Origin of the sequence: Nonomuraea cavernae (assembly GCF_040655715.1) — a bacterium.
In the GTDB taxonomy this organism is placed as follows: Bacteria; Actinomycetota; Actinomycetes; order Streptosporangiales; family Streptosporangiaceae; genus Nonomuraea; species Nonomuraea cavernae_A.
The window spans coordinates 17,355-42,436 of sequence record NZ_JBFAKL010000042.1 but is presented as its reverse complement, the minus strand read 5'-3'; the positions used below and the strand labels follow the sequence as shown (position 1 = coordinate 42,436).

Here is a 25,082-nt window from a genome sequence, read left to right as displayed (position 1 = left end):
GGCGGATTGTTCGACGCCGGATGTCATCTCCTTCTCCAGGGGATGCGTATTTTGCTCCCCTATGTGGTGTACGCCACATAGGGGAGCGGAGACGTGTGAATCTGTTAACGACAGGGGAGGGCTGATGGGATATCCGAGCATCGAACGCCGCCGAGTGCTCGCGGCGGCGGCACTGGGCCGCGAGGCGGGTGTTCCCGGTCCCGATCCGGGGAGCGGCGATCCACTGCACGCGGTCACGGGCACGATTCTCGACGTCAGCCCGCATCTCATGACCATCGAGCGGCCTGACGGCCGGGCGGATCGGCTGATCATCGCGCCGTGGGCCACGGTCTGGCGCGGCGCCGAGGTCACGCCCGCCGATCTGTCCGTGGGCACCAGGGTGATCATGCGAACGTTGCGCGAGCGCAAGGTGGTCGAACGGATCTGGGCCGACATCGTGCGGGTCAACGGCACCATCCTGTCCGTCGAGGGCCGTAAGGACCTGGCGGTCGAGCTGGACTGCGGGCCGCACCGGGGCCGCCGGACCGTCACCATCCCCTACCGGGCCACCGGCCGCCTGCAGGTGCGCCACCCGCAGTTCGAGCCGGGTTACCTCTTCGACGCGATCGGGATCAGGCAGGACGGCGCGACCCTGGTCCTGCTGCCCGCGACCTCGCAGCCCACCTATCCCGCCCGCGCCGTGCCGTCCGCGCCGCCCGCCTACGCCGGTGTCCAGCCGCGCATCTCCGGCACCGCCACCTGGTCCGACGCCTTCGACGAGGAGGAACGCGGCCTCGCCTACCCCATGGTGGAACGGGCCGACGCCGCCTGTCCCGACGCGGGGGTGTCGTGCGCGGGCCTGCCGTACCTCGCTCTCGGGTCTCTGCTCCAGGTCAGGAACTCCTGTACGGACCGGACGGCGAACCTGCCGATCGTGGCGTGCGGTTGCGTGGCCGGCCGGTTCTGCGATCGTTGCGTCGAATGCGGCACGTCCGAACGGGGGCGGATCGTCGAGCTGTCGCCGTCGTCCTACGTCGAACTCGGGGGCGAACTGGTCAAGGGGTGCTTCAACGTGCAGATCGGATTGGGGTGACGTTCGTGCTGGCATCGCAGCTGCCGGTTCTGATCGCGGTGTTCGTTCTCGGGACGGTCGCCAAGGTGATCACGGTGTCCTCGGGCGGCGAGCCCGGCTCGTTCTCCAAGCTGGGGCCGGCGGTGCTGGTGCCGGGGCGGATGCAGGGTCCGGTGCTGCTCGGCTGCGCCCTGGGGGAGTCGGTGCTCGCCGCGGGGCTGCTGCTCACCGCCCATCCGATCTTCCGGTGGGGTACGGTCGCGTTCTTCGCGCTCTCCACGTACGTGCTGGTGGAGCTGCGCAGGCGGCGGCCCGACGCGGGGTGCGGGTGCTTCGGTGAGATCAGCGCGGCGCCCGTGGGGCTGAGGTCGATCGGCAGGACGATCGTGCTCACCGGCATGGCGGTAATGGCGGTGTGGGCCGAGGTGCCCGGTCTAGCGGTGTTGGCCGATCCGCCGTGGCCGCTCATCGTCGCCGGGCTGGTCGCCCTCGCCCTGATGTCCCCGGAGACCGAGGAACTGATCGACCGGGTGCGTTATCGCGCGCCGTGCGAGCAGCACCCGGCACCGGCCGAGGACGTCATGCTGTCGAGGCTCCGGGCCAGCAGCGCCTGGCGGGCGTACCGCGACCGGCTGATCACGACCGAACCGTACGACAGCTGGCGTGAGCTCTGCTGGCGCTTCTTCGTCTTCCGGAACCAGGACCGGGACGACGTCGTCTTCGCGGTCTATCTCAGCGGACGTCGTCCGGCGGTGCGGGTGGCCGTGGTCAGCGGAGAGGACAGCGACGCTCTGCCGGTGTATACGCCTGTATCGGCATAGAGCTAGAGACCCTTAGATTCCCCTCGACGGGCATGACGATATGACTCTATTGGGCTATCTAGCTTCCCCACTAGACAGCCCAATAGAGGACTAGGGGTGCCGGTCAGATCGGTTGGGCACGCAGGAACCTCCCGAAGTGCGGCACGGTGAATGCGATCAGCCCGCGCTCGGCGCTGTAGATGAGCCCCTTCTTGATGAGGCTGTCGCGGGCAGGGGACAGACTCGACGGCTTGCGGCCCAGGGCGTCGGCCACCTCGGCCGTGGGAACCGGCTCGTCACCGATCTGCGCCATGGCGTGCATGTAGTCGCGCTCGGCCGGAGTGGCCCGCTCGTAGCGGCTGCCGAAGAAGCCCACCGCGAGCTCCTCCTCCGCCTCGGGCGCCGACACCTTGACGTCGTCGAGCGTGATCGGGCTGCGCGGCGCCAGGTCCCAGGCGACCTTGCCGTAGGCCTGGACGAAGTAGGGGTAGCCGTCGGCCGCCTCGTAGAGCGCGTCGAGGGCGTCCTGGGTGAACTCGACCTCCTCCTCGCGCGCCGGCAGGATCAGCGCGAGGTCGGCCGCGTCACGGTCGAGCTTGTCGATGCGCGCGTAGCGGAAGAGCCGCTCCGAATAGCTCTTGCTGGCCGAAAGGACGCTCGGCAGGTGCGGCAGCCCCGCCCCCACCACGATCAGCGGCCCGCCCGACTGCGACAGCTCGTGGCAGGCGGCGCAGAGCGCGGAGACGTCGGCGGCCTGCACGTCCTGCATCTCGTCGATGAACAGCGCGATGCCGACGCCCAGGTCGGTGGCCACGCTCGCCGCGTCGACGAACAGCTCGGTGAGGTCGATCTCCAGGTCGCCGGAGTCGGCCCGGCCGCGACTGGCCGGCACCTCGATGCCGGGTGACCAGTGCGAGGTGCCCTTGGCGGCGGCCGGATCGCGCATCGCGAACGCCTTGAGCACGCCGAGGAACTCCTCGATGCGCTCGGGCGCGCGATGGCGGGGAGCCAGCTCGCGGATCGCCATGTGCAGGGCGGCGGCGACGGGACGGCGGATCGACTGGTCGGGCCGGGCCTCGATCTTGCCCGTGCCCCACAGCCGCTGCATCGCCATGGACTTGAAGGTGTTGAGCAGGACGGTCTTGCCCACGCCGCGCAGGCCGGTGACGACCATGCTCCGCTCGGGCCGGCCACGGGCGACCCGTTCGAGCACGACCTCGAACTGCTGGAGCTCACGATCGCGGCCCGCCAGCTCTGGCGGACGCTGCCCGGCACCGGGGGCGTAGGGATTGCGCACAGGGTCCACGCTCTCGGACTTTATTGCCGGATATAGCGGCCGTCTTAGATTTGGGAAGAAAGAGCTACGGCGTGTCCGGGCGGGAGCGGTCGCCATCATGGTCATCGGACACACCCCCTCTCACCTGGCCGAACCTCTGTTCGATTCGATGCCTAGAACTGTAGCGCGGACTCGAACAGGTATGCGATGGTTTCAAGTAAAGATCTTTGCAACAGAGCGCCTCGCCCAGGCGTCTCTGTGGTGTGGAGTTCGAGGATTTCGTCAGAGCCAGGGGTTCCGCGCTGCTCCGATACGGCTACGTGCTCAGTGGCAACGCCGACGACGCGGCCGATCTGGTGCAGGAGGCGCTGCTCCGGTTGAGCGACACCTGGGACCGCGTCCGCAACAAGGACAGCCCCGAGGCGTACGTCCGCACCACCATGGCCCGCCAGCACATCAGCTGGTGGCGCAGGCGGCGCCGCGAGCAGCTCACCGACGACGTGCCTGAGGGCTCCTACACCGACAGCCACTCCTTCGGCGAGCTGTGGAAGGAATTGGCGACGCTGCCGAGGAGGCAGCGCACCGTGCTGGTCCTGCGCTACTACGAGGACCTCTCTGATCAGGAGATCGCCGAGATCCTCGGCATCTCGCGCGGGACAGTACGCAGCCAGGCCTTCCGGGCGCTCGCCGTGCTCCGGGTCCGGCCCACGTTGCTCGAAAGGGGACGGGCATGAGGACAGAGGACGAGTTGATCGGAGCGCTCAGGCAGGCGGCGGCGAGAGCTCCGGAGCCCGACCTGCTCGCCGGGGTGAGCGCCCGCAGGCGGCGCAGGACCCGCCGGCGCGCGAGGGTGCTCGCGGTGGCGGCCGCGGTCGCGGTCGTCGTCACCGGTACGGCGGTGACCCGGAGCGTCCTCTCCATCAGGGGCGGAGAGGAGGCGGCGGTCACCGTCACGCCGCCCGAGGCCGTGGTCACGCCGAGCCCCCTGACGACGATCCCCGGGTTGCCCCGCGCGTCGAGGCCCGAGAAGGCCGCGGCGAGAAAGCTGTGGCCCGAGGCGCTGTTCACGATGCCGGCCAGAAACTCCGACGGCTGGCGCTACCGCCCGATCACCGGCATCAGCGCCACGGAGGTGCTGCTCAGCGCGGAGTCCTCGTTCGAGAGGGCCGGGAGGATCGAGGTCTACGACGCCGGCACCCGCCGGGCCAGGGTGGTCACGGAGGTGCCGCTCAGGCAGGGCCTGAAGAAGTCTTACGTGCAGAGCGTGACGGTCGGCACCGCCAACATCGCCTGGTTCGCGTCCGGTGAGCAGGCCGACGGCACGATGGTGCGCGACATCTGGACGGCCCCGCTGGCGGGCGGCGAGGCGAGGCTGCTGGCCACCCGCACCGGCCAGGACGCCGACCTCGACGCGATCTCCCTCGACGGCGACCACGTCGTCTGGTCGGAGCTCGACGGCGGCGTCTGGCGCCTGCCGCTCGCGGGCGGCACCCCCGAGCGGATTCCGGGCAGCGACGGGCTGCACCTGATCGAGTGGCCATGGGCCTCGGACGCGACGGAGAGGGTTGGCGACCTGGCGCCCAACCAGGGCAAGGTGGTCAACCTGGCCGACGGCCACACCACCTCCCTGTCCGCCCCGCCGGGCATGAGAGCGCTGCGCTGCGGCGCGGTCTGGTGCTACGGCCGCGGCGAACGGGGCACCTGGGGGACGCTCGTTTACCGCCTCGACGGGGCCGGCACACCGCGCTTCGTGTTGCTCGACACCAGCCTGGGGAATTCGCTGTACCCGATCCTCGACCGTTTCCTGTCGGTGGGTCCGAGCGTGTACGACCTGGAAACCGGCAAGCTGGTCACCACCGACAATCCGGGCAGTTGGTACGGCGGCGGCACGTCCTCAGAGCCGAGCACGATCCTCTACTGGGGCACCACCAAGGCCGACAAACCGGACAGGTACTGGGTGCTGAACTTGGCAGCCGTGCCGCCCGCCCAATAGCGTTCCGGACCATGCGGACCTTTGCCAACGTACAGGAGCTCAAGTCGGCCGTCGGTGAGACGTTCGGCCCCACCGAGTGGCGCACGGTCACTCAGGAGCAGGTCAACCTCTTCGCCGACGCCACCGACGACCACCAGTGGATCCACGTCGACGTGGAACGCGCCAAGGACGGGCCGTTCGGTGGCACGATCGCCCACGGCTACCTGAGCCTGTCGATGCTGCCCTCGTTCATGATGGAGCTGATCGAGGTCAAGGGCATCGCCATGGGCGTCAACTACGGCCTCAACAAGGTCCGGTTCCCGAGGCCGGTGCCGGTCGGCGCGCGCATCCGGGCCACGGGCGAGCTGTCCGACGTCAAGGGCACCCCGGCCGGCTATCTCTCCAACCTGAAGCTGACGATCGAGGTCGAGGGCGAGAGGCGCCCGGCCTGCGTCGCCGAGACGCTCAGCCTGTACGTGCCCGCCGAGTAGGACCACTTCGCTCAGGCGTGCAACAGAAGCACCCGCCCGGCGGTCCTTGGGTTCGTGGACAACACGGCTGATTTCGACGAGTTCGTCCGAGCCCGGGGTGATGCGCTCCTCCGGTACGGCTACGTGCTGGCCGGTAACTCGGAGGACGCCGCCGATCTCGTTCAGGAGGCGCTGGCCCGTCTGGGTGACGCCTGGCCCCGCGTCCGGAAGAAGGACGACCCCGAGGGGTACGTGCGGACGACGATGGTCCGGCTGCACATCACCGCGTGGCGGCGGCGGCACCGGGAGGATCTGGTGGCCACCGTGCCCGAGGGCGGCAGGTTCGACCACTACGGCGACGCCGACCTGTGGGCCGAGCTTCAGCAGTTGCCTCGCAAGATGCGGGCCGTGCTGGTGCTGCGTTACTACGAGGACCTCTCCGACGAGAAGATCGCGGAGATTCTCGGCGTCTCTCGCGGAACCGTGCGCAGCCAGGCCGCCCGCGCCCTGGACAAGCTCCGGATCAAGCGAGTGCTGCAGGAGGCGCGATGAGAAGCGAAGACGACCTGATCCGGACACTGCGCACGGCGGCAGACCAGGCCGGGCAACCCGTGACGGGGTTGGCGGGCGCGGTCGCCTCGCGGCGCCGGACGCGGCGGGTCAGGCAGCGCATGCAGGTGGCGCTGGCCGCCGCGGCAGTGGTGATCGTGGCGGGGGGTACGACCTCCGTGCTGACCGGCGCGGGCGAGCGGGCGGAGCCGGCTGTCACCGTGACCACCGGCCCGCCCAGGGACGAGCGTCCGCTACCGCAGTTCAAGCGGGCGGCCGAGGTGTGGCCCGGGGCGGTCTTCAAGATGCCCGCCAAGGCGGCTGACGGTTGGAAGTATCGTCCGGTGACCGGACTCAGTGCGACCGAGGTGCTGCTGGCCGCGGAGTCGTCCTTCGAGAAGGCGGGACGCCTTGAGGTGTTCGACGCCTCGACCGGGAAGACCCGGGTGGTGGGCGACATGCCCGCTCCCGATGGCGTGAAGGGCTACTTCGTCCAGGACGTCGAAGCAGGGGAGAAGTACTTCGTCTGGTACGGCGGAACACCCAACAATCCTGACAAGTGGGCAGATTTCTGGATTATGCCGCGAGAGGGGGGCACGGCCCGGCGCGTGGGGAAGGTGACCGGTGAGCTGTCGCGCGTCGAGAAGGTCGGCGTCACGGACGACTTTCTCGTCTGGTCCCTCCGTAAGGGGGGCGTCTACCGCATGCCGCTGACCGGCGGCGCCCCCGAACAGCTCGACGGCACCGACGGCCTCCACCTGCTCTCCTGGCCGCTGGCGGTGGCATACGCCCCAGGCGAGCGTGGCCAGAAGAACCAGAGCCGCGTGGTCGACCTGGAGACCGGCACCGCGACCGAGGTCCAGGCGGAGACCGGGACCACCGGACTGACCTGTGGCCCCGAGTGGTGTTTCGGCATGCGAGACGACCGTACGCTCGTGCGACGGCTCGACGGCTCCGATGGCAAGCTCCTGCCGGAAGGGATGAGCTTCTTCGGCGGAGGCCACATCCTCGGTGATCGGTTCGCACGGCTCGACGCGCCCATCGGTGGTGACCCGGCGAAGCACTACATCGCGTCGGCCGTCGTCTACGACCCGGTGACCGGTCTGACCGGCGGAATCAGCAGGGTACATCCGGACGGCGGAGGCGGCTTCGGCACGGGCACCTCGTCCTCGCCTACCACGATCGTTTACTGGGACGAGGACGAGAGGTCGGAGGAGACGTGCGGGACGACCGAGCCGCCCATGACGGCGGACGTGGTGGGCACCAGCCGCCAAGACGGCCAGGTCTGCGTGACCAGGAGGAAGGGCGGCGGCAAGGAGCTCACCGTGCTCAACCTGCTGGCCGTCACAGCAGGGAGTGGATGATCGCCGCCACCGCCACCAGCGCGAGCAGCCCCAGATAGGCGAGCACGAGCCGGGTGTCCCTGAGCAGGCATTTGCTCCGGGTCAACCCGGCTCGCCGCGCCTTCCAGTAGCCCGCGAACCCCAGCCCCGCGAACCCGAGCAACGCCCACGGCCCCAGCAACCAGGCAAGCAGCGCGATCGTGGCGTACACGCACAACCGCAGCGGATCGTACGGCTCGGCCTTCACGGGATCACCTCGAGCGGCAGCCGTACCCGAGGCTCCGAAGCCACAGCGGACAGTCGCTGCGCCGACAGCTGCGGCCACGCCTGCACCGCGCAGAACGGCGCGCACTGATCCTGCTCGGCCCGCGTGCCGACGTGCACGCAGCACTGCGTGAGCCGTTCCTCGATCATGGTCGAGATGTCCATGAACGGCTTGATCGTGATCCGCAGCACCCGCTCGCCCAGCATCCTGCGCAGCTTCCTGCGCCTGCCCGGCAGCGCCGAGGAGGCCAGCGTGAGCAGCGTGGCGACGCCGAGGTCGCAGTTTTCGCAGATGTCGCGCCACAGATCGCCGATCTGCGGGTGCGACAGCGACGACTGCTCCGACAGCAGCCCGAGCAGCGACTCCTGCACGGCCAGCCGCAGCTCGCGCGGGATCTCGGTGTCGGCGATGCGGTTGGAGACCAGGCCCAGGTTGGCCTTGAGCCGGTCATGGCCGATCAGCGCCGTCAGCGAGCGCCACCGCCCGGAGTCGTCGCGGATCAGGTAGCCCACCGAGCAGCAGTGCGGGTGGGAGCACGGCAACGCGGTGAGGTCGCGCCAGGTCACCAGGCCGTCGGTCTGCGGGCCGAGCCGCTTGAGCACGCCCGTGTGGGTCAGCCGGTCCATCGCGTCGATCGGCTCAGACCTGCCCGAGCCGAACTGCGGCTGCAGCGACACCCCGCCGACGAACGGCGTGTCGAGCGCCAGCCGCACGACGTCGCCGATCTCGCCGTCGTTGACGCCCAGCGCCGCGGTCATCACCAGCGTGGTGAAGATCTCTCGCTCCGACAGCCGTTGTACGGCCTGCGCCTTGAGCCTGCGCAGGTCACCGCCCCGGTGATGCTTGGACGCCTCGGCCGAGCTCCCGTCGTACTGCAGGTAGACCTCGACCCGCTCACGATGCGCGGTCAGCAGGTCGAGCAGGGAGTCGTCGCGGGCGATGAGCACGCCGTTGGTGTTGATCAGGATGCGGGTGATCGGTCGCTGTTCGAGCTCGGCGAGGAGCGTCTTCAGCTCGGGGTGCAGGGTCGGCTCGCCGCCGCTCAGCATGAGCACGTCGAGCCGGCCGTTCTCGCGGGCGAGGCGCTGGTCGACGTTCGCGAGCACCTCGCTCACCGGGACGATGCCGCTCAGATCGGGCGAACTCCCGGCGAAGCAGGTGGGACACCGCAGGTTGCACGCCTCAGCGATGTCCTCCAGCAGGATGCAGGTGTGCTGCGTCTGCATCTCAGGCAACCCCTGGAGGTACGCGCTCGGCACGGGCAGCCAGTTGCCCGCCACATCGGGCACGTGCTGCTTGGTGGGCGCGGTCCATTCCTCCAGGTACGTCAGGATCTCCGGGTCCTCGTCATACAACGTGCGCACCAGACCGTGTTCGCGGCACCCGCGCTCCAGCCACACCCGGTCCTCGCGCACCACCAGATAACCGCTCAGCCGCTCAACCTGGTCGAGATCCCGGCCGTGGCAGTGCGGGCAGAACGCGTTGACATACCTGAGGATGCGGTCGCCCCGCAGCCCCATCCCTGTGCTCATGTCATGACCTTCCGCCCGAACAGGGCATCGTAGTAGCCGCGCCGCCAGCCGTACCCCACCCTGAGCCCCAGCAGCAGCACACCGGGCACCAGGAACCACTGCGGCCGGGTGAGATCGAGCCAGACGGTCTCGTTCGCCCGGGTGAACTCCACCAGAAAACGGAACCCGGCGTAGGCCGCCAGGTAGAGCGTGAACAGCTCGCCCGGCCGCGCGAGCCGCTTGCGCGCCCACACCAGGGCGGCGAACGCGGCCACGTGAAAGACGATCTCGTAGACGAACGACGGATGCATGGCCTGCCCCGCCAGGCAGCCCGGACACTCGGGCGTCGACGCCGGCGCGTGCACCCCCCACGGCAGCCCCGTCGGGCGGCCCGGCGCCTCGGTCAGATGGCAGCCGATCCGGCCCACCGCCATGCCGAGCGCCACCGCTGGAGCGAACAGGTCACCCGTGCGCTCGCGGTAGCCGATGATCCGCTTCGCGACCAGCACGCCCACGTACGCGCCGGTCAGGCCGCCGAGGATGCTGCGCGAGCCGTACATCCACAGGTCCGACAGGTTGAGCGTCTCCAGCCAGCCCGCCAGCCGCATGCCGATGGCCCCGCCGACCAGCGCGCCCGTGACCGCGACCAGCGACTGCTCGTTCAGCGCGCCCCGGCGGCGGGCCTCGCGGACGAACACCACCGCGGCGACCAGCACGCCCAGGCCGACGAAGATCTCGTGGAGTGGCACGTCAGCCGTACAGGGTCGGGTTGAGGCCGGTGCAGTAGCCCGCCGAGACGATCGACCAGAGCGCCCACCCGATCATCAGGCCCAGGCCCGCGCCGGTGGCCCACGGCTTGCGCACGAACAGCAGGCCCACGCCCGCGCCCAGGCCGATCAGCGCCAGCACCGCCGCGCCGACGGCGACCACCAGCGTGCTCGACGGGCCGGAGTTGGCGGCGAGGATGAGGACGACGAAGCCGAGGACGGTGTTGAGGACGCTATAGACGGCGATCCCGGCGAAGGCCAGCCCGACGATCGTGCCAGTCGAGCCACTCTGGGCGGGCGGCGGCGCCCATCCCCCTTGACCAGGCCCCGCCCATCCTCCTTGGCCAGGCCCCGGCCATCCGGCTTGGCCGGGCGGCGGTGGCCCTTGTCCGGGCGGTGGCCCTCCCTGTCCCGACGGTGGCCATCCGTCAGGACCCGGTGGTGGGTCATGCGGTGGTGTGGTCATCTTTCGTACCCCCTGATCGAAGCCAGGCTAGGGGGTGGCGATTGCGGTTGTATGTACAGACCTGTGTACGCACGGCTCCGGGCAAGGACGCGCATCTCAGGCCCACTTCCGAGACAGATCTCAGGCCCACTTCCCAGACAGATCCATGAGAGGCGGACGTCGGAGACGACCTGGTGGATGACGGACATCAGAGGCGGTCACACCCCTTCGGAGTAGTAGATCGCGGCCTGAACCCGACTCCTCAGCCCCAGCTTGCCGAGCACCCGGCTGACGTGCGTCTTGGTGGTGGCCTCGGCCATGTCGAGCTCCTTGGCGATCTCGGCGTTGGACAACCCGCGCCCGACGCACGTCAGCACCTCCCGCTCGCGCGGCGTCAGGACGGATATGTCCGGCGGCTCCCGGCGTGGCGCCTGCTCGGCGAAGGCCGAGATCAACCGCCGGGTCACCGAGGGCGAGATGAGGCCGTCGCCCCTGGCCACGAGTCGCACCGCCTCGATGAGCGTGTCGGCGTCGGTGTTCTTCAGCAGGAACCCCGCCGCCCCCGCACGCAGCGCGCCGAACACGTACTCGTCGACGTCGAATGTGGTCAGGATCAGCACGTCGGTCACCCCGGCCAGCTCGCGCGTGGCCGAGATGCCGTCGAGTCTGGGCATACGAACGTCCATCAGCACCACGTCGGGCCTCGTCTCCAGCGCCAGCGCCACCGCCTGCTCGCCGTCGGCGGCCTCCCCGACCACCTCGATGTCGTCGTCCCCGCCGAGGATCAGCACGATCCCCGCCCGGACGGCCGCGTGATCGTCGGCGACCAGCACCCTGATCGTCATCCCACCTCCAGGGACGTGCTGCCCGCGGACGTGGGCAACATGGTGTGGACCCGCCACCCGTCCTCCCGCGGACCCGCCTCGAACGTGCCCCCGACCAGCATGGCCCGCTCCTTCATGCCGATCAGCCCGGCTCCCGCGCCGGGCAGCCGTGCCTTGCGGCCGTTGACCGGGTTGTCGACCGTCACCGTGACCCGGCGTGGCTCGTAGGCAATGGCGACCGTGGCCGGTTGCTCGCCGTGTTTGAGGGCGTTCGTCAACGCCTCCTGCAGGATGCGGTAGGCGGCCAGATCGACCGGCGCGGGCAGCTCCCGAAGCTCGCCGTCCACCTGGATCTCGGTAGCCATCCCCGCCTGCCGCGACCGGTCGACCAGGGTCTCCGCGTCGGCCAGCCGCAGCCGGGTCGCCTCGATCTCGTCGTCCTCCCGGCGCAGCAGCCCGATCATCGTGCGCATCTCGGCCAGGCCCTTCACACTGTTCTCCCGTACGGACTCCATGATCTGCTGGATGGTGGCCCGATCGAGGTCCTTGCGCGAGAGCGCGGCCGTGGACTGGATGGCGATGGCACTGAAGTGATTGGCGATCATGTCGTGCAGCTCGCGAGCCATCCGCGTGCGCTCGGCCGCGATCGCCGCCTGCCGGTCGAGCTCGGCCAGCCGGGCCACCTGCTCGGCCCGGGTCCGCTCGGCGGCCGCCTGGTCGCGGTGCTGGCGCACGATCATCGCTGACGTCACCGGCACGACCAGCACCAACCCCGCCTGGATGCCCATGCCCGCCAGTATCCGCCAGTCACCCGTGATGAACCCCAGCACCGCACCGGTCAACACCGCCAGCACACTGGCTCCGCCGAGCAGCCACCGGGAGAACCGCGCGGGCCCGTACAGAGCGGCGGCGTAGATGTTGTCGGTGAACACCAGGATCGTGGCCAGCGAAGGCCCTACGACCAGGTCCATCGCGACGCCCACGACCCCCAGCCCGAGCGACCACATCGGCGCCCGCCGCCGCACCAGAACCCCCATGCAGGTGAACGCCAGCGGCACCACCAGCACCCATTCGGGCACGCCGCGGGGGGTATAGGCGCCGGCCAGGGTGAGCAGCACGCCCAGGACGAAGGCCAGCCCGGCCACCGGCGCCACGCGTTTCATGCTCCCTATCCCACCATTGCTCGCCCGTGCTTTCCTCATCTGAAGGGCAGCCTGTGGATACACCCTTCGATGTATCCACAGGTTCGTTTCTGCTGAGGATGTGCCCAGGTCGCGGGCGCGGAACGATGGGACACGTGATTGTCGCCATCCTGATCGGCTGCGAGGTCGGCTTCTGGCTCCTGCTCGGCCTCGGGCTGGCCTCCCGCTACCTGTGGAACCGCCGTAGGCTCAGCACCGCCCTGCTCCTCAGCGTGCCGCTGCTCGACGTCGTCCTGCTGGTCGCCTCCGTCATCGACATGCGCGGGGGCGCCGTTGCCGACCTCAGGCACGGCCTCGCGGCCGCCTACCTGGCGTACTCCATCGTCTTCGGCCACAGCACCATCCGCTGGGCCGACGCCAAGTTCCGCCACCGCTACGCCGGCGGCCCCCCTCCCTGGAAACCCCCTGCCGGCGGCATGGCCCGCGCCCGCTATGAATGGGGTTTCTGGCTCCGCATCCTCTTGGCGTACGGGATCGCCTGGCTCATCGTGTTCGCCCTGGTCTGGCTCGTGAACGACCCCGCCCGCACCGAACCGCTGATCACCTTCGTGTACGGCCTGCTCAAGGTCCCGTTGATCGCCATGCTCTGGCCGGTGAGCTACACCCTCTGGCCACGCAAGGCGGAGTCCGTCGAGTCATGATGGCCACAACTGGTTCGAGGCACCACCTCAGACCCGCTATGCTTGTCTAGCAGCAAGCGGCCGTAGCTCAATGGATAGAGCATCTGACTACGGATCAGAAGGTTGGGGTTTCGAGTACCTCCGGCCGCACAGCAGGTCAAAGGCCCTCTGGGATCATCCCGGAGGGCCTTTTTCGTGTCCGTACAGCAGTGAAATACAGCAACGGGATCTACCGCCTCCGCCGCTGGCCCTGACGGTGTGTCGAAGATGGTTCCTGAGAGGCCGCTGACGAGCCCCTGTTCTGTCTCACCCGTCTGCGAAGATCCTGAACTCCGCGTACCCGAAGTGACGGAGTCTCACGACATGAGCGATGAGCGGTCCGCAGGCGTCGACATGTACCGCTACTACCGGCGTCTTCTCAAAGATCACTGGCTGGAGACGGCCATCTGCTGGACCGTCGTTGTCCCCGACAACGGTGAACCGCTCACGCTCGCCGAGATCGGGGAACGGGTGAGCGGCGGCACGAGTCATGAGATCCACGAGAAGGCGTCATTCGAGGATGCCTACTCCGACGAGGCCGCCTGGGCGATGCTGGCGGGGCGCTCCGGTCCGGTGACCGAGTTGTTCGAGGACAACGGCTACCACGGCGTCCATCCGCCGACGCTTTCACGGCTCAGTGTCGGCGCCCGGGCCTACAGCGTCTACTGGAACGTGAACGCCAACAACCGCGTCGCCTTCGCCGCTGATGGAGAGCTGCTTCTGATGGTCGATGCCATGTACCCGGAGGAGTGGGCGCAGGAGCCGAATCTGGCGCGCTGGCCCGAACTGGCGGCCATGGCGCCGCACTTCAAATGGAGGAACGGGAAGAGGTGGCGAGCGGCGGCGCTGGCGACGATCGAGCTGACCACAGGAGCCAGGCTGAGCCTGGACTGGTTTGACCAGGAGCGCCCTTATCTCACTTCCCAAGATCCTGCATCGGATTGAGCAGAGGTTGGGCCAAGTGGGATCAGAGCAGGCGCGGGAGAAGGCCCTCAGAGTCCTTGAGGGCCTTCTTGCTGACTGCGATCGTCGTTAACTGTTGAGGCTGGCGTTCAATCGATCGAGTGCCTTACGCGTCTCGGGCGACGGGATCTGTGTGTAAACGTCCATGGTCATCGAGATCTGTGAGTGGCGCAGGATGCGCATCGCCACAGCACCAGGGCGACGCGCAGCTGGCCTACCGGCTGGTTCTCATCGCCCCTACGAGGGGTCGCAACAGGAGCAAGGGCTTGGGGGCACGTCCAGTGGAGTGGTGTACAGCAACACCGCCTTACACGATCACACGCCACCGACCCGCATCTACCGTCTGAGCAGGATGGAACGCCGCTGACAAGGCGTCTGCCTTGCCTACGGATCAGAAGGTTGGGGTTTCGAGTACCTCCGGCCGCACACAGCATCAAGGCCCGTTACCAGGGAAAACCTGGAACGGGCCTTTGTGTTTGTCAGGACAATCTCGGGATCTTGCTAACACCTCTGCTAACACGCGCCCCCTTCCTCCTCGCCGACCGACTCGGCGAAGGTGCCAGCGGCGGAGGCTTCGGCGGCGCGGATCACGTGGGCGTACACCTGGAGTGTGATCGAGGGATCGGCGTGACCGAGACGGGCCGCGACGATATGGGCGGGGACGCCGGCCAGGAGCAGGGTCGTGGCGTAGATCGTGAAGGCGAGCGTGCGGTAGCGGCGTGCGTCTGCCACGACTTCCACTCCGGCGAGTTCGGCAGCATCCCCCGGCACACCCGCCTGCCCTCCGGTGCATGATCGACGAGCGCTTCTCCAGCAGTACGGTCAGCCGGCCCACCCCAGGTTGCGGCACAGTTCTGCGGTCGGCGCGCCGGACCGCCGCCTCGTGCTCGGCCCAGAGCCGGCGTTTCCCGCATACGGCACCGGGGATGATCACTCGGGCTAGGGTGACGGATGACCGTCGACCGAGCGGGGGCTCTTCCCGGCGGGCGTTTCCGGTCATGCGCGCGAGTGCCGTACGCGACACGCGAAAGGGGCGTGATCGTGGAGTTCAAGGTTCTGGGTCCGTTGCGCGTCCGGTCCGGCGACATCGTCCCGGCCCTGGGACCGCGCAAGCAGCGGCTCCTGCTCGCGGTGCTGCTTAGTCACCCGCATGGCAGCTTCTCCGCCGACTACCTGGTCGACGCGCTGTGGGGCCCCGCGCCTCCGCCTTCCGCGGCGGCCAACTTGCGGCTGTACACGCGTGGCCTGCGCATGATCCTGGGAGCCGACCGGATCCTGCGTGAAGGTGGGGCCGGCTACCGGCTCGACGCCGACTGCGCCGAGGTCGACGCCTGCCGGTTCGTCGCTCTGGTACGGGACGGCCAGGAGGCATTGACGGCGGAGGATCCCGTCAGGGCTCGGCGGGTGCTCGGTGCGGCGCTGGAGCTGTGGCAGGGACCCCCGTTCGCGGACCTCTCCGCCGAGTCCGCCCTGAGCGAGGAGCGGTCCCGCCTGGAGGAATGGCACCTGGTCGCCCTGGAACAGCGGATAGAGGCGGACCTGCGCCTGGGGCAGGACGCCTCTCTGGTGGCCGAGCTCTCCGCCCTGGTGAACCGGCATGCCTTCCGTGAGCGGCTGTGGTCACACCTGATGCTCGCTCTCTACCGGTCCGGCCGGCGGGCGGACGCTCTGGAGACCTATCGACGGGCGCGTGGCGTCCTCATCGACGAGCTGGGCCTGGAGCCGGGCCCGGAGCTGCGTTCCCTGGAAAGGGCCATCCTCATCTCCGAGCCGGAGCTCAACCGGTCGCGACGGACGGACGGCCCGGAGCTCAACCGGTCGCGACGGACGGACACCCCGGAGCTCCCGGCCCGGCCACCGGTGCCTGCCCAGTTACCGGGCAGTCCGCTCGGATTCGTGGGACGCGACGACGAGATCAAGCGTCTGGACGAGATCACGGCGGGCGCCGGGGTGGTCGCCGTGGTGGGGCCCGGGGGTGTGGGGAAGACGGCCCTGGCGGTCCGGTGGGCTCAGCTCACCCGCCACCTGTTCGCCGACGGGCAGCTCTTCGCGGACCTGAGGGGGTTCGGGCCCGAGACACCGCTGCATCCGGGGCTGGTGCTGGAGCGCTTCCTGCGGGCCCTGGACGTTCCGCCCTGGCGGATCCCCGCCGAAACGGAGGAGCGGGCCGCCGTGTTCCGGTCGCTGATGGCCGACCGGCGGATGCTGGTCGTGCTGGACAACGCCGCCTCGGCCGGCCAGGCGCGCGCGCTGCTCCCGGGGGCCGCGCGGAGCCTGACCCTGGTCACCAGCAGGCTCCGCCTGGATGGTCTCGCCACCACGCACGGCGTGCCGCGGATCTCGCTCGGGCCGCTGCCGATGGCCGACGCCGTCACCCTCATCCGGGAACGGCTCCCCCAGCACGGGAGGGTCACGGGTGCGGAGAAGCTGGCCGAGCTGTGCGACCGGATCCCCCTGGCCCTGCGGATCGCCGCCTCTCGTCTGGAGATGTCGACCTACGATTCGGCCGTCGCTGAGCTGGTGGCGGAGATGGCCGACGAGCGCGTACGCCTGGACAGGCTGGCCGTCGACGAGGACGAGATCTCGGTACGCGCGGTTCTGCGCGCCTCGCTCCGCCCGCTGGGCGAGTCCGCCCGCAGGATGTTCCGGCTCCTCGGACTCCACCCCGGCCCCAAGCCGTCCCTGGCCGCCGCCGCCGCCCTGGTGGGCGGGACGGCCGGCGAGACACGGGAACTCCTTGGACAGCTCGTCTCCGCCCACCTGCTCCAGCCGGTGTCCGGCGACCACTACGTGATGCACGAACTGGTACGGATCTACGCCCACGAGCGATGCCTGGCCGAGGAGAGCGCGGACCAGCGGGACCAGGCCATGACCGCCATGCTGACCTGGTACCGCGACGCCGCGAACGCGGCCGACCGGGTGCTCCGGCCGAAGGAACGGCCCAACTTCACCTTCCCGACCCGGCCCATGGACTTTGCCGACGACAACGCGGCCCTGGCCTGGTTCGATGCCGACGCCGCGAACCTGAACGCCGCCGTACAGAGCGCGGCGCGCTCACATCCGGCGCTGGCCTGGCAGATCGCGGCGGCCATGTACGGCTGGCTGCAGCGGCGCCACCACACGAGGCAGTGGGCCGACCTGTACACCGTCGCGGCGGAGGCGGCCGTGAGGGCCGCGGACCCCGGGGGCGAGGCGATGATCATGGGTCGGCTCGCCGTCACCCACAGCCTGCTAGGCCACACCGAACGTGCCGTGACGGCCTGCCGCCGAGCGCACCGGCTCCGGCTCGGGCTCGGAGACACCTTGGGCGCGGCCACGGCCCTGCTCAATCTCGCCGCCGTGTACGTCAACGCCCGCCGCCCGGAGGAGGCCATCCGGTGGCTTGAGGAGGCGGCCACCCTGGGTGTGCCCCTGAAGGACGCCCACCACTTCCACGCCCTGCTGCACAGCAACCTGGGCGAGGCGCACCACCTCGTCGGACGGCTCGACCAGGCGATGAGCCACTATCGGACGTCGCTGGAGATCAGCGAGACGGGCTGTGGCCACCGGGACATCGCCCAGATCCTGGTCAGCATGAGCGCGCTCCACCGCGACATGGGCGCGTACGAGAGTTCGGTGTCATGTGGCGAGCGCGCTCTGGCGCTCGCCGTCCGAACAGGTGACACCCTGCTGCGCGCGGGAGCGCACGAGGCGCTCGGTCTCGCCCACGGCGTGCGGGAGCGCACCAAGGAGGCGGTGGCCCACCTCGAAGCCGCGCTGGCCGTTTACGAGGAGCTCGGGCACGACGAGGCCGGAGTGGTCCGCGATCACCTCGACCGGCTCAGCGCACGCACGCCCGGTGAGTCTCCCCGGTAGGGGATGCGGTCCTCCACATATACGGGATATATACGACGACTATCCCCGCCGATGCCACGATCTCGGTGGCCAACGCACTGCGGGAGATTCCGTCTTTTCCGTGGCCGTGGCATCCGTCCGACGACGCGCGACCATGCTGTCGCGGTTCGTCGAATGAACAGCAGAGAAAGGCTCGACAGGTCATGACCAGAATTGCCGAAAAGGTGGCCGATCGTCTCCTCAGCGTATTCGCGCCGGCCGTCACAGCGAAGGCCGATCTGTGCTCCTGTAGCGGATCGGGCTGGTACTGGGCCGGGGCCTGCGACACCGGAGGGTGGTACTACAAGTGGCGCTGCAACGGCTGCCACTGGGTCCGTACCTGTGAGAAGAGATATCACTGACCGAATTCCGGGACGGCGATCAGACCATGGTCGCCGTCCCTCACTCTCCATTCCATCGCTTCGAGAAGGATGAAAGACATCCATGACGCCGTATCTGCTCGCGGGCGTGGTTCTTGTCGGGCTGATCGGAGCCCTCAACCTGATCCTCATCTTCGGCGTCATCCGGCGGCTGCGGGAGCACGAGAAAGCACTGGCGGTGCGTCCGGCCTCGGACCAGATCCTCCCCATCGGCGGCGCCGTCGGGGATTTCACCGCGGTGACCGTGGACGGCGACCCGCTGACCCGCGCTCATCTCACGGGCCGGACCGCGGTGGGATTCTTCTCCACGACCTGTGCTCCGTGCCTGGAACGCCTTCCCGAGTTCGTGGACTACGCCCGTGCCTTTTCCGGCGGCCGTGACCAGGTGCTCGTCGTCGTGGTCACCCGGCAACCGGAGGAGGCGCAGGACTTCGTCGGCCAGGCGCGATCCGTGGCGCGAGTCGTGGTGGAGCGGTACGAGGGGCCGATCGCCACCGCCTTCGCGGTCACGGCGTTCCCCACCCTCGCGGTGGTCGACGAGGGCACGACCGTGGCCGGCGGGACCACGCTTGAGGACCTGACCGCCGAGATTCCCGCATGACGGCCGCCCCTGCTCATCGGGCGCACCTGGCGGGACTGGCCCCGGCGGTGGCGCTGGCGCTGCGGGCGGCGCCCGGCCATCTCGCGCTCGAACTCGTGACGACGGTGGCCGGCGCCGCTCTGCCGGTGGCGGCGGCCTGGCTCACCAAGCTGGTGCTGGAGCAGGTGGTGGCAGCCGGACCGGCCCCGTCCCTGGGGCACCTCGCCCTCGGTTTGGCTCTCGTCGGCGCGGCGGCAGCGGCGTTGCCCCAGATCACCCAGTACGTCCGTAGCGAGCTGCGGCGGCGGGTGGGGCTGCTCACGCAGGACCGGCTCTATACGGCGGTCAACACCTTTCCCGGCCTGAGCCGATTCGAGGAGCCGCGCTTCCTGGACCGGCTCAGGCTCGCCGAGCAGGCGGCCGACGGCGCCCCTGCCGCGCTGGTGCTGGGCGCCTCTGGGCTGGCCCAGGCACTGGCCACCGGGCTCGGCTTCCTCGCCTCGTTGTACCTGCTCAGTCCCGTCATGGCACTGCTGGTGGTCGCGGCCGCGGTGCCCGCGCTGCTGGCGGAGCTCGCACTGTCCCGGCGCCGGGCCACGATGATGTGGCGGATCGGGCCCGTCGAACGGCGGCGGCTGTTCTACTCCGCCCTGCTGTGCGACCCCCGGGCGGCCAAGGAGGTGCGCCTGTTCGGCCTGGGCGACTTCCTCCGTGACCGGATGCTCGGGCAACTGCGTACCGCGCACGCCGCGCAGCGCGGGACGGACCGCCGCGAGGCCGCGGTCCAGAGCGGGCTGGGGCTGCTGGGTGCCGTGGTGGCCGGCGCCGGACTGGTCTGGGCTGTGCTGGCGGCCGGCCGGGGCGCCCTGACGGCAGGCGACATCGTGATGTTCGTGGCGGCGGTGGCCGGCGTACAGGCGGCGCTGACCGGCCTGATCCAGCAGCTGGCCCGCGTGCACCAGGAGCTCCTGATCTTCGACCACTACCTGCGGGTGGTACGCGCGGCGCCGGACCTGCCGATCGCCGATCCGCCGGCCCGGCTCCCCGACCTGCGCCGGGGCATCGAGCTCCGGGACGTGTGGTTCCGCTACTCCGACGAGCACGACTGGGTGCTGCGCGGCGTCAGTTTCACGATCCCCCACGGGCAGTCGATCGGGCTGGTGGGCATGAACGGCGCGGGCAAGAGCACGCTCGTCAAGCTGCTGTGCCGGCTGTACGACCCGACACGGGGCGTCATCCTGTGGGACGGGGTGGACCTGCGCCAGGTGGCGCCGGCGACCTTGCGAGAGCGGGTCGGCGCGGTCTTCCAGGACTACATGGCCTACGACCTCACCGTGCGGGAGAACATCGGCCTCGGCGACCTGAACGTGCTGCACGACCAGTCCAGGATCGAGGACGCTGCCCGCCGCGCCGGGATCGATCGCCTGGTGGCGTCGCTGCCCCGGGGCTACGACACCATGCTCAGCAGGATGTTCCCGCAGGATCCGGACGACGACGGCTCGGAGAACAGCGGCACGGGAAGCGGCGTCACCCTCTCGGGCGGCCAATGGCAGCGGCTGGCACTGGCCAGAGCGTTCCTGCGGGAGAACCGGGACCTGCTCATCCTCGACGAGCCGAGCTCGGGCCTGGACGCCGAGGCCGAGGCACGGATACACGCGAGCATCGGCGCGTACCGCGGAGACCGTACCAGCCTGCTGGTGTCCCACCGCCTGGGGACGCTGCGCGACGTCGATCGCCTCGTCGTACTCGGGGACGGCGTGGTGACCGAGACGGGGACGCACGCCGAGCTCATGGAACGGCGGGGCGGCTACGCCCGGCTGTTCTCCCTGCAGGCCCGGGGATACGCCGACGAGTCGCCCGCGGCGGCGCCGGGATGACCGCGGTCGTGCTGGCGGCCTGCGGCGCGCTGGCCGCGCTCTGGCTCTGGGTACGCCGGCGGCTGGTCGTGGTCACGGTCGAGGGGCCCAGCATGGAGCCGGCCCTACGGGACGGGGACAGGGTGCTGGTGCGCCGGGTGCCGCTGCCGGAGGTCCGCACCGGGCAGGTGATGGTGGCACGCAGACCGTCCCGACCCGGCCGGCCGGGGGACGCCGGGCCCTGGCTGGTCAAGCGGGTGGTCGCGGTGGGAGGGGATCCGGTGCCCGCGGAGGTACGGGCGGCCGTCGACGCGCGCGACGACCGCGTACCTCATGGATGTCTGGTGGTGCTGGGCGACAACCGGGCGCGGAGCGCCGACTCCCGGCACTGGGGGTACATCACCGCCGAGCACCTGCTCGGCGTGGTGCACCGCGGCATGTCGCCGGGAACGTCGGGCGGACCCGTCAACGCCTGACGGCGACGGGACGGAAGAGCTCGGCGATGTCGTCGAGGCGCACGACGACCAGCATGCAAACCGACGCCGCCGCTGCGGCGATCACCACCCCCGGGACCTCGGCGCCGCCCGGCGTCCCGGCGAACGTCGCACCCAGCGCCGCCAGAGCCGCCACGATCAACACCAGGTTGCGGATGACGTGACGCCTCCCGACGGGCGTCTCCGACGCGCCGAAACAGTGACAGGGTGCCGCCTTCTCCCGCCTCAGGGCACGGACCAGCGCGTAACCGAACCCACCGAGCGTGACCACCGCCAGGGCGAACCCCACGGACGCGGTGACCGGTACGGCGACCAGCACCACGATCGCCACCTCCGCCACCACCGCGAGCAGTCCGAGCCATCGTGCCCGCCCCGGGCCCACGGCCAGCAGCGTGCCGGTCGCCGTGACGAACTCCCGGAACGCCTGACGGCTGCGTACCTTGCCGGCCAGGGAGACCAGGAAGATCCCCAACACCAGCAACCGACCCCAAACAACCACATAGCCCATCACGACAACTCCGTATCAACGGCGATCATCCCGGCCCTTATTATCGAACGAGCGCCTCGGAACAGAACAGATCACTCTCTCGTGGGGGGTATCACTCCAGAGGCTCTGGCCCACTTTTGGTGGTGACGGAACGTGGCCGGCCGAGCAGGATGCGGTGGCGAAGGAGGGCGAACCCGGCGCGGCCGTACATCTTGTCGCCCAAAAGCCCAGCCATCCGAGCACCGTGGCAGATGCATCGCCCGCGCACAAACACGCCTCGCCCGTCACTCACACCAAAGCCATGATCACGGGACACGCCCTAACAACGGTTCTGGACGACGTCAAGGTGGCCTTGAGCAGGCATCGTCGCCTCATCTGGACGGCCCTGGACGATCGTGTTCTCACTCGTAATGAAGGGGTCTGTGGTCTGAGCAGGAAGGTTGTGCCGGGCTTCTCGTTCTATTTTGCGCGTACTGTCACTGCTGCTCGCGGCGCCTGAAAGGCCAGACGCAACGTGAAAGTGTCCAGTACGAACAGGTCGTTGCCGTCCCAGTCGAAGCAGTCGACCTGTCCTGGTGGAGCGTCGGGCTGGGCGGTCATGCAGTCATGGCCTTCCTGGTCCTCGCACCACTCGATGATCCGGACATCCTCGAACCGGAAGATCACGATAGGTGTCTGCGAAAGCTTGGGCGGGGTCCACAGCGGGTCGTAGACGAACCCCAACTCCAGCACCGGTGGCCTGCCGGGCTGATAGGCCAGGTGGCTGAAGTCGGTGTCATGGAGGTAGACGTGGGCGCCCTCCGCGGTCCAGAACTCGTACAGCCCTGCCCTGGGGGTGACGCCACGATCTTTGTCTTCCGTCACGCCGGCGAACTCCGTCACTGACATGAGCACATGGTCCTACAGACGGAAACGACCTCGGCAGACCCCGAGTGGTGGGACAGTGCCGACAGCAACGTCTCTACCACCAGAACGGGAAACTGGATCGGCGGTCCTCCACGCGGTCGTAAATCGCACGCAGCCATGGCTGACGAACCTCCGGCAGCCGTGCCAACGTGTGGAGGAACACCTCCCGGTCGGGCCGGAACGGGAAGAACGGCAGCAGCGGTGGAGGATCATCGCGGTAGACGCCGTCGGGTAGCCCGCCCGACGCGGGACGGAGCCGCCGATTGCGGTTGAAGGCCAGATACATCCACACATCGGCCGCCAGCAGCACCGGCACCCCCGCGCCGGACGACCATGTCTCCCCGGTCTGCGGATGCCGCGGAACCAAAGCGATTTCCGCGGCCCTGGCGGGCAAGCCCGGCCCGGCCGGGGCCAGGCTCTTCGTCGGCGACCCGGGTGGGAGCAGGGCATCGAGCGCCGGACGGAACGCATCGGCGGCAGGGCCATCGGGAACCACCACCCGCGTACCGCCCGACGCGGCCAGCAGGTGGGCCAGCGCCACTGCGACCGCCGCCTCCCACACCGGACTCCACGCCCCAATCGGCTCAACCGGCGGTGTCTCCGGCTGCTCCTCCCAACTGAGTACCGGGTAGGAGGGCGCATCGACGTCGAGGAGACGTACCGCGCGCGAGTCCAGCCACACCACCTGCCAGTACGAGCAGTCGTCGATGAGGGTGGCCACGGCGTCCCCGCATCGCGCGCACGCCAGGTTCGGGCCGTCCCTGCCATCCAGACCGCAGCAGTAGCCGTCGCATCGCTCGGGGATCAGAACGGTCCCGCGGACGTCACCCAGTGCGACCGCGACCGCTCCCGGCGGCCCGTACGACAGGGCGTAGGTCGGCGCGTACACGCCGCGGGCTTCTGCTTCATCCGCACCGATCTCCTCCCACTGCCGCCACGGCGGCCCGGAGGGTTCTGGATTCACCGCGTAGGTCCCGGGCTCCAGAAGCGCGGGAAGTGGTTCATGGCCGTACTTCTGATGGGCGTGGGCGGGGAGCGCGACCTGCGACACCGGTGAGGTCAGCAAGGCGCCACAGTCCGCACATGTGAACACGATCACGTGCCCTCCTGCGTCACGGGGCTTAGATCATCTTGGCTCAGAGCCAATCTTGAGGGCATCGCTCGACGCCGATTCAGCGAGAGGCCACGGGGCAGCTCACGAGGATGAGGAGTGCTGTGCAGCAACGACATACAGCAAAACCGTCCTACGCGACCGCGCGGCACCGACCCGTATCCACCGCAGGATGGGAGACCACTGACGAGGTGCTCGTTTACCTACGGATCAGGTGGTCAGGTGTCGTATGAGCCGTCCCAGGGTTCGTAGAAGCCGATGTTGTTGGGGTAGAACTCGGCGTGTTCTTCGCCTTCGAAGGTCTCGATGATGAGGCCGAACAGCACTCCGTCCTGCGTGTGCCGGAAGGTCCGGATGGCGATGTCGCCGAAGCGAAGGCCGGGAAGCGTGTCGAGCCAGCGCTTCAATCGCTCTTGCGCGATGTCGACGGCCGCCCGGTGGTCGTCATCGGTGCCGGTGTGCTCGACGCGGGATTCGAGGTGATGGCCGGCGGCGTCGAAGATGTGCAGGACGGCGTACCAGCGTTTGTGTGATCTCCAATCGTCGGTGCGGGTATAGCCCTCGCGGAAGGCAGCGGTGACGGAGCCGAAGAACTGCCCGCCTGCCCAGTGTCCGATCGTGTCGGTGTGATAATCGGGTTCGTACATGATGGGAATAATCTCGGGGGCTGTCATGGCCGGAGAGTAGCCATCAAGTACGACAACAACTTGGGATTGTCGCGATCTTGCTAACGCTGGTGCTAACAACACCTCTGAACGGTCCTGGACGGCGTTGGAATCTCCGTGGCGAAGAACCCCTGATGACCAGGCGATTCTGTCAGTGGTGGACGGCGGTGGACGTCTCTGACCTTGCTACGGATCAGAAGGTTGGGGTTTCGAGTACCTCCGGCCGCACACAGCAGCAAGGCCCGTTACCAGGGAAAACCTGGAACGGGCCTTTGCGTTTGTCTGGACAAGCTCGGGATCTCGCTAACACCTCTGCTAAACACGGTGCTCTTACTCGCTGATCGCCCGAGCGAAGACGTCGGCCGCTGAAGCTTCCGCCGCGTGGATCACGTGGGCGTAGACCCGGAGGGTGATCGAGGGGTCGGCGTGGCCGAGCCGGGCCGCGACGACGTGGAAGGTTAGGGTCCGTCTCGGCCGCACTCTGCAAAAGGCCCTCAGGAGCTTGCTGAGGGCGCCTTCTCAAAATCTCCTGAGGTGTAGTGGGGGTCGCGTCAATCTATCCAGGTAACGCGAACGATCAGCACAAGGCGCAGAGGCTCCGCGACGATGAAGTTGAGGAACCCGCGGCCGCCG

25 protein-coding genes and 1 tRNA gene are annotated in these 25,082 nt (G+C 69.0%); 14 read left to right on the top strand and 12 right to left on the bottom strand.

From position 1 onward, the window contains the following. The first annotated feature begins 124 nt into the window (after nt 1–124). Nucleotides 125–1,072: a hypothetical protein gene (locus tag AB0I38_RS38225; protein ID WP_358494295.1), complete on the top strand. Its 948-nt coding sequence runs from the start codon at nt 125–127 to the stop codon at nt 1,070–1,072. 5 nt (nt 1,073–1,077) lie between these two features. Then, nucleotides 1,078–1,872 (top strand): MauE/DoxX family redox-associated membrane protein, encoded by a 795-nt coding sequence (locus tag AB0I38_RS38220; RefSeq protein ID WP_358494292.1) that lies wholly within the window; start codon nt 1,078–1,080, stop codon nt 1,870–1,872. Between the two features lie 103 nt (nt 1,873–1,975). Here AB0I38_RS38220 and AB0I38_RS38215 read toward each other — a convergent pair whose 3' ends face one another. Next, entirely contained in the window at nt 1,976–3,157 is a 1,182-nt protein-coding gene (locus tag AB0I38_RS38215; RefSeq protein ID WP_189127427.1) for an ATP-binding protein, read from the bottom strand. A 233-nt stretch (nt 3,158–3,390) separates the two neighbouring features. Here AB0I38_RS38215 and AB0I38_RS38210 point away from each other — a divergent pair, with 233 nt between their 5' ends. From AB0I38_RS38210 to AB0I38_RS38190, 5 genes are read left to right on the top strand one after another with little or no spacing between them, the layout of a single operon-like run. Then, complete coding sequence (locus AB0I38_RS38210; RefSeq protein WP_358494283.1) at nt 3,391–3,861, top strand: SigE family RNA polymerase sigma factor; 471 nt, start codon at nt 3,391–3,393, stop codon at nt 3,859–3,861. Continuing rightward, a complete protein-coding gene (locus AB0I38_RS38205) occupies nt 3,858–5,120 on the top strand; it encodes a hypothetical protein (RefSeq protein ID WP_358494278.1) in 1,263 nt (420 codons plus the stop codon). Before AB0I38_RS38210 ends, AB0I38_RS38205 begins: the two co-directional genes overlap by 4 nt. An 11-nt stretch (nt 5,121–5,131) precedes the next feature. Continuing rightward, complete coding sequence (locus AB0I38_RS38200) at nt 5,132–5,590, top strand: MaoC family dehydratase (protein WP_358494275.1); 459 nt, start codon at nt 5,132–5,134, stop codon at nt 5,588–5,590. A 54-nt stretch (nt 5,591–5,644) separates the two neighbouring features. Beyond that, nucleotides 5,645–6,121, top strand: coding sequence for a SigE family RNA polymerase sigma factor (locus AB0I38_RS38195; protein ID WP_189127429.1), 477 nt, complete (start codon nt 5,645–5,647; stop codon nt 6,119–6,121). Then, on the top strand, nt 6,118–7,482 hold the full coding sequence (locus AB0I38_RS38190; RefSeq protein WP_358494269.1) for a hypothetical protein: 1,365 nt from the start codon (nt 6,118–6,120) through the stop codon (nt 7,480–7,482). Before AB0I38_RS38195 ends, AB0I38_RS38190 begins: the two co-directional genes overlap by 4 nt. On the opposite strand, the gene AB0I38_RS38185 is transcribed toward AB0I38_RS38190, so the two are convergent. The 6 genes from AB0I38_RS38185 to AB0I38_RS38160 all read right to left on the bottom strand — a co-directional run bounded on the left by AB0I38_RS38185 (nt 7,463) and on the right by AB0I38_RS38160 (nt 12,436). Continuing rightward, nucleotides 7,463–7,708 carry a hypothetical protein gene (locus tag AB0I38_RS38185; RefSeq protein WP_189127431.1) on the bottom strand — a complete coding sequence of 82 codons (246 nt, stop codon included), beginning with the start codon at nt 7,706–7,708 and terminating at the stop codon, nt 7,463–7,465. The two genes, AB0I38_RS38190 and AB0I38_RS38185, sit on opposite strands and share 20 nt — an antisense overlap. After that, on the bottom strand, nt 7,705–9,258 hold the full coding sequence (locus AB0I38_RS38180) for a radical SAM protein (RefSeq protein WP_358494263.1): 1,554 nt from the start codon (nt 9,256–9,258) through the stop codon (nt 7,705–7,707). Before AB0I38_RS38180 ends, AB0I38_RS38185 begins: the two co-directional genes overlap by 4 nt. Next, nucleotides 9,255–9,986: a prolipoprotein diacylglyceryl transferase gene (locus tag AB0I38_RS38175; protein ID WP_358494258.1), complete on the bottom strand. Its 732-nt coding sequence runs from the start codon at nt 9,984–9,986 to the stop codon at nt 9,255–9,257. The genes AB0I38_RS38180 and AB0I38_RS38175 overlap by 4 nt, the downstream gene beginning before the upstream one ends. A 1-nt stretch (nt 9,987) precedes the next feature. Then, nucleotides 9,988–10,470, bottom strand: a complete 483-nt coding sequence (locus AB0I38_RS38170; protein WP_358494253.1) for a hypothetical protein — start codon at nt 10,468–10,470, stop codon at nt 9,988–9,990. A gap of 197 nt (nt 10,471–10,667) precedes the next feature. Then, nucleotides 10,668–11,294, bottom strand: coding sequence for a response regulator transcription factor (locus tag AB0I38_RS38165; protein WP_358494249.1), 627 nt, complete (start codon nt 11,292–11,294; stop codon nt 10,668–10,670). Continuing rightward, a complete protein-coding gene (locus AB0I38_RS38160; protein ID WP_358494244.1) occupies nt 11,291–12,436 on the bottom strand; it encodes a sensor histidine kinase in 1,146 nt (381 codons plus the stop codon). The genes AB0I38_RS38165 and AB0I38_RS38160 overlap by 4 nt, the downstream gene beginning before the upstream one ends. Nucleotides 12,437–12,570: 134 nt before the next feature. Here AB0I38_RS38160 and AB0I38_RS38155 point away from each other — a divergent pair, with 134 nt between their 5' ends. From AB0I38_RS38155 to AB0I38_RS38145, 3 genes are all read left to right on the top strand, one after another. Then, the gene (locus tag AB0I38_RS38155) at nt 12,571–13,116 is read left to right on the top strand and encodes a hypothetical protein (protein ID WP_358494240.1); all 546 of its coding nucleotides are present in this window, start codon (nt 12,571–12,573) and stop codon (nt 13,114–13,116) included. A gap of 56 nt (nt 13,117–13,172) precedes the next feature. Continuing rightward, nucleotides 13,173–13,245, top strand: a tRNA-Arg gene (locus AB0I38_RS38150). Between the two features lie 213 nt (nt 13,246–13,458). Continuing rightward, entirely contained in the window at nt 13,459–14,079 is a 621-nt protein-coding gene (locus AB0I38_RS38145) for a DUF6461 domain-containing protein (protein WP_358494237.1), read from the top strand. A 531-nt stretch (nt 14,080–14,610) separates the two neighbouring features. Here the strand turns inward: AB0I38_RS38145 and AB0I38_RS38140 are convergent. Continuing rightward, nucleotides 14,611–14,829 carry a hypothetical protein gene (locus AB0I38_RS38140; RefSeq protein ID WP_358494234.1) on the bottom strand — a complete coding sequence of 73 codons (219 nt, stop codon included), beginning with the start codon at nt 14,827–14,829 and terminating at the stop codon, nt 14,611–14,613. 309 nt (nt 14,830–15,138) lie between these two features. On the opposite strand from AB0I38_RS38140, the gene AB0I38_RS38135 reads away from it, so the two are divergent. From AB0I38_RS38135 to AB0I38_RS38120, 4 genes are all read left to right on the top strand, one after another. Continuing rightward, nucleotides 15,139–17,952, top strand: coding sequence for an AfsR/SARP family transcriptional regulator (locus tag AB0I38_RS38135; RefSeq protein WP_358494230.1), 2,814 nt, complete (start codon nt 15,139–15,141; stop codon nt 17,950–17,952). A gap of 462 nt (nt 17,953–18,414) precedes the next feature. After that, nucleotides 18,415–18,951, top strand: coding sequence for a TlpA family protein disulfide reductase (locus AB0I38_RS38130; protein ID WP_358494227.1), 537 nt, complete (start codon nt 18,415–18,417; stop codon nt 18,949–18,951). Further along, nucleotides 18,948–20,807, top strand: a complete 1,860-nt coding sequence (locus AB0I38_RS38125; protein ID WP_358494224.1) for an ABC transporter ATP-binding protein — start codon at nt 18,948–18,950, stop codon at nt 20,805–20,807. Before AB0I38_RS38130 ends, AB0I38_RS38125 begins: the two co-directional genes overlap by 4 nt. Next, a complete protein-coding gene (locus AB0I38_RS38120) occupies nt 20,804–21,262 on the top strand; it encodes a S26 family signal peptidase (RefSeq protein ID WP_358494220.1) in 459 nt (152 codons plus the stop codon). The genes AB0I38_RS38125 and AB0I38_RS38120 overlap by 4 nt, the downstream gene beginning before the upstream one ends. Here the strand turns inward: AB0I38_RS38120 and AB0I38_RS38115 are convergent. From AB0I38_RS38115 to AB0I38_RS38100, 4 genes are all read right to left on the bottom strand, one after another. Further along, a complete protein-coding gene (locus tag AB0I38_RS38115) occupies nt 21,252–21,779 on the bottom strand; it encodes a MauE/DoxX family redox-associated membrane protein (protein ID WP_358494216.1) in 528 nt (175 codons plus the stop codon). The two genes, AB0I38_RS38120 and AB0I38_RS38115, sit on opposite strands and share 11 nt — an antisense overlap. A 447-nt stretch (nt 21,780–22,226) precedes the next feature. Then, the gene (locus AB0I38_RS38110; RefSeq protein WP_358494212.1) at nt 22,227–22,655 is read right to left on the bottom strand and encodes a hypothetical protein; all 429 of its coding nucleotides are present in this window, start codon (nt 22,653–22,655) and stop codon (nt 22,227–22,229) included. A 73-nt stretch (nt 22,656–22,728) separates the two neighbouring features. Continuing rightward, nucleotides 22,729–23,772 carry a hypothetical protein gene (locus AB0I38_RS38105; RefSeq protein WP_358494209.1) on the bottom strand — a complete coding sequence of 348 codons (1,044 nt, stop codon included), beginning with the start codon at nt 23,770–23,772 and terminating at the stop codon, nt 22,729–22,731. A gap of 230 nt (nt 23,773–24,002) precedes the next feature. Further along, complete coding sequence (locus tag AB0I38_RS38100; RefSeq protein ID WP_358494207.1) at nt 24,003–24,458, bottom strand: hypothetical protein; 456 nt, start codon at nt 24,456–24,458, stop codon at nt 24,003–24,005. Nucleotides 24,459–25,082: the final 624 nt, after the last annotated feature.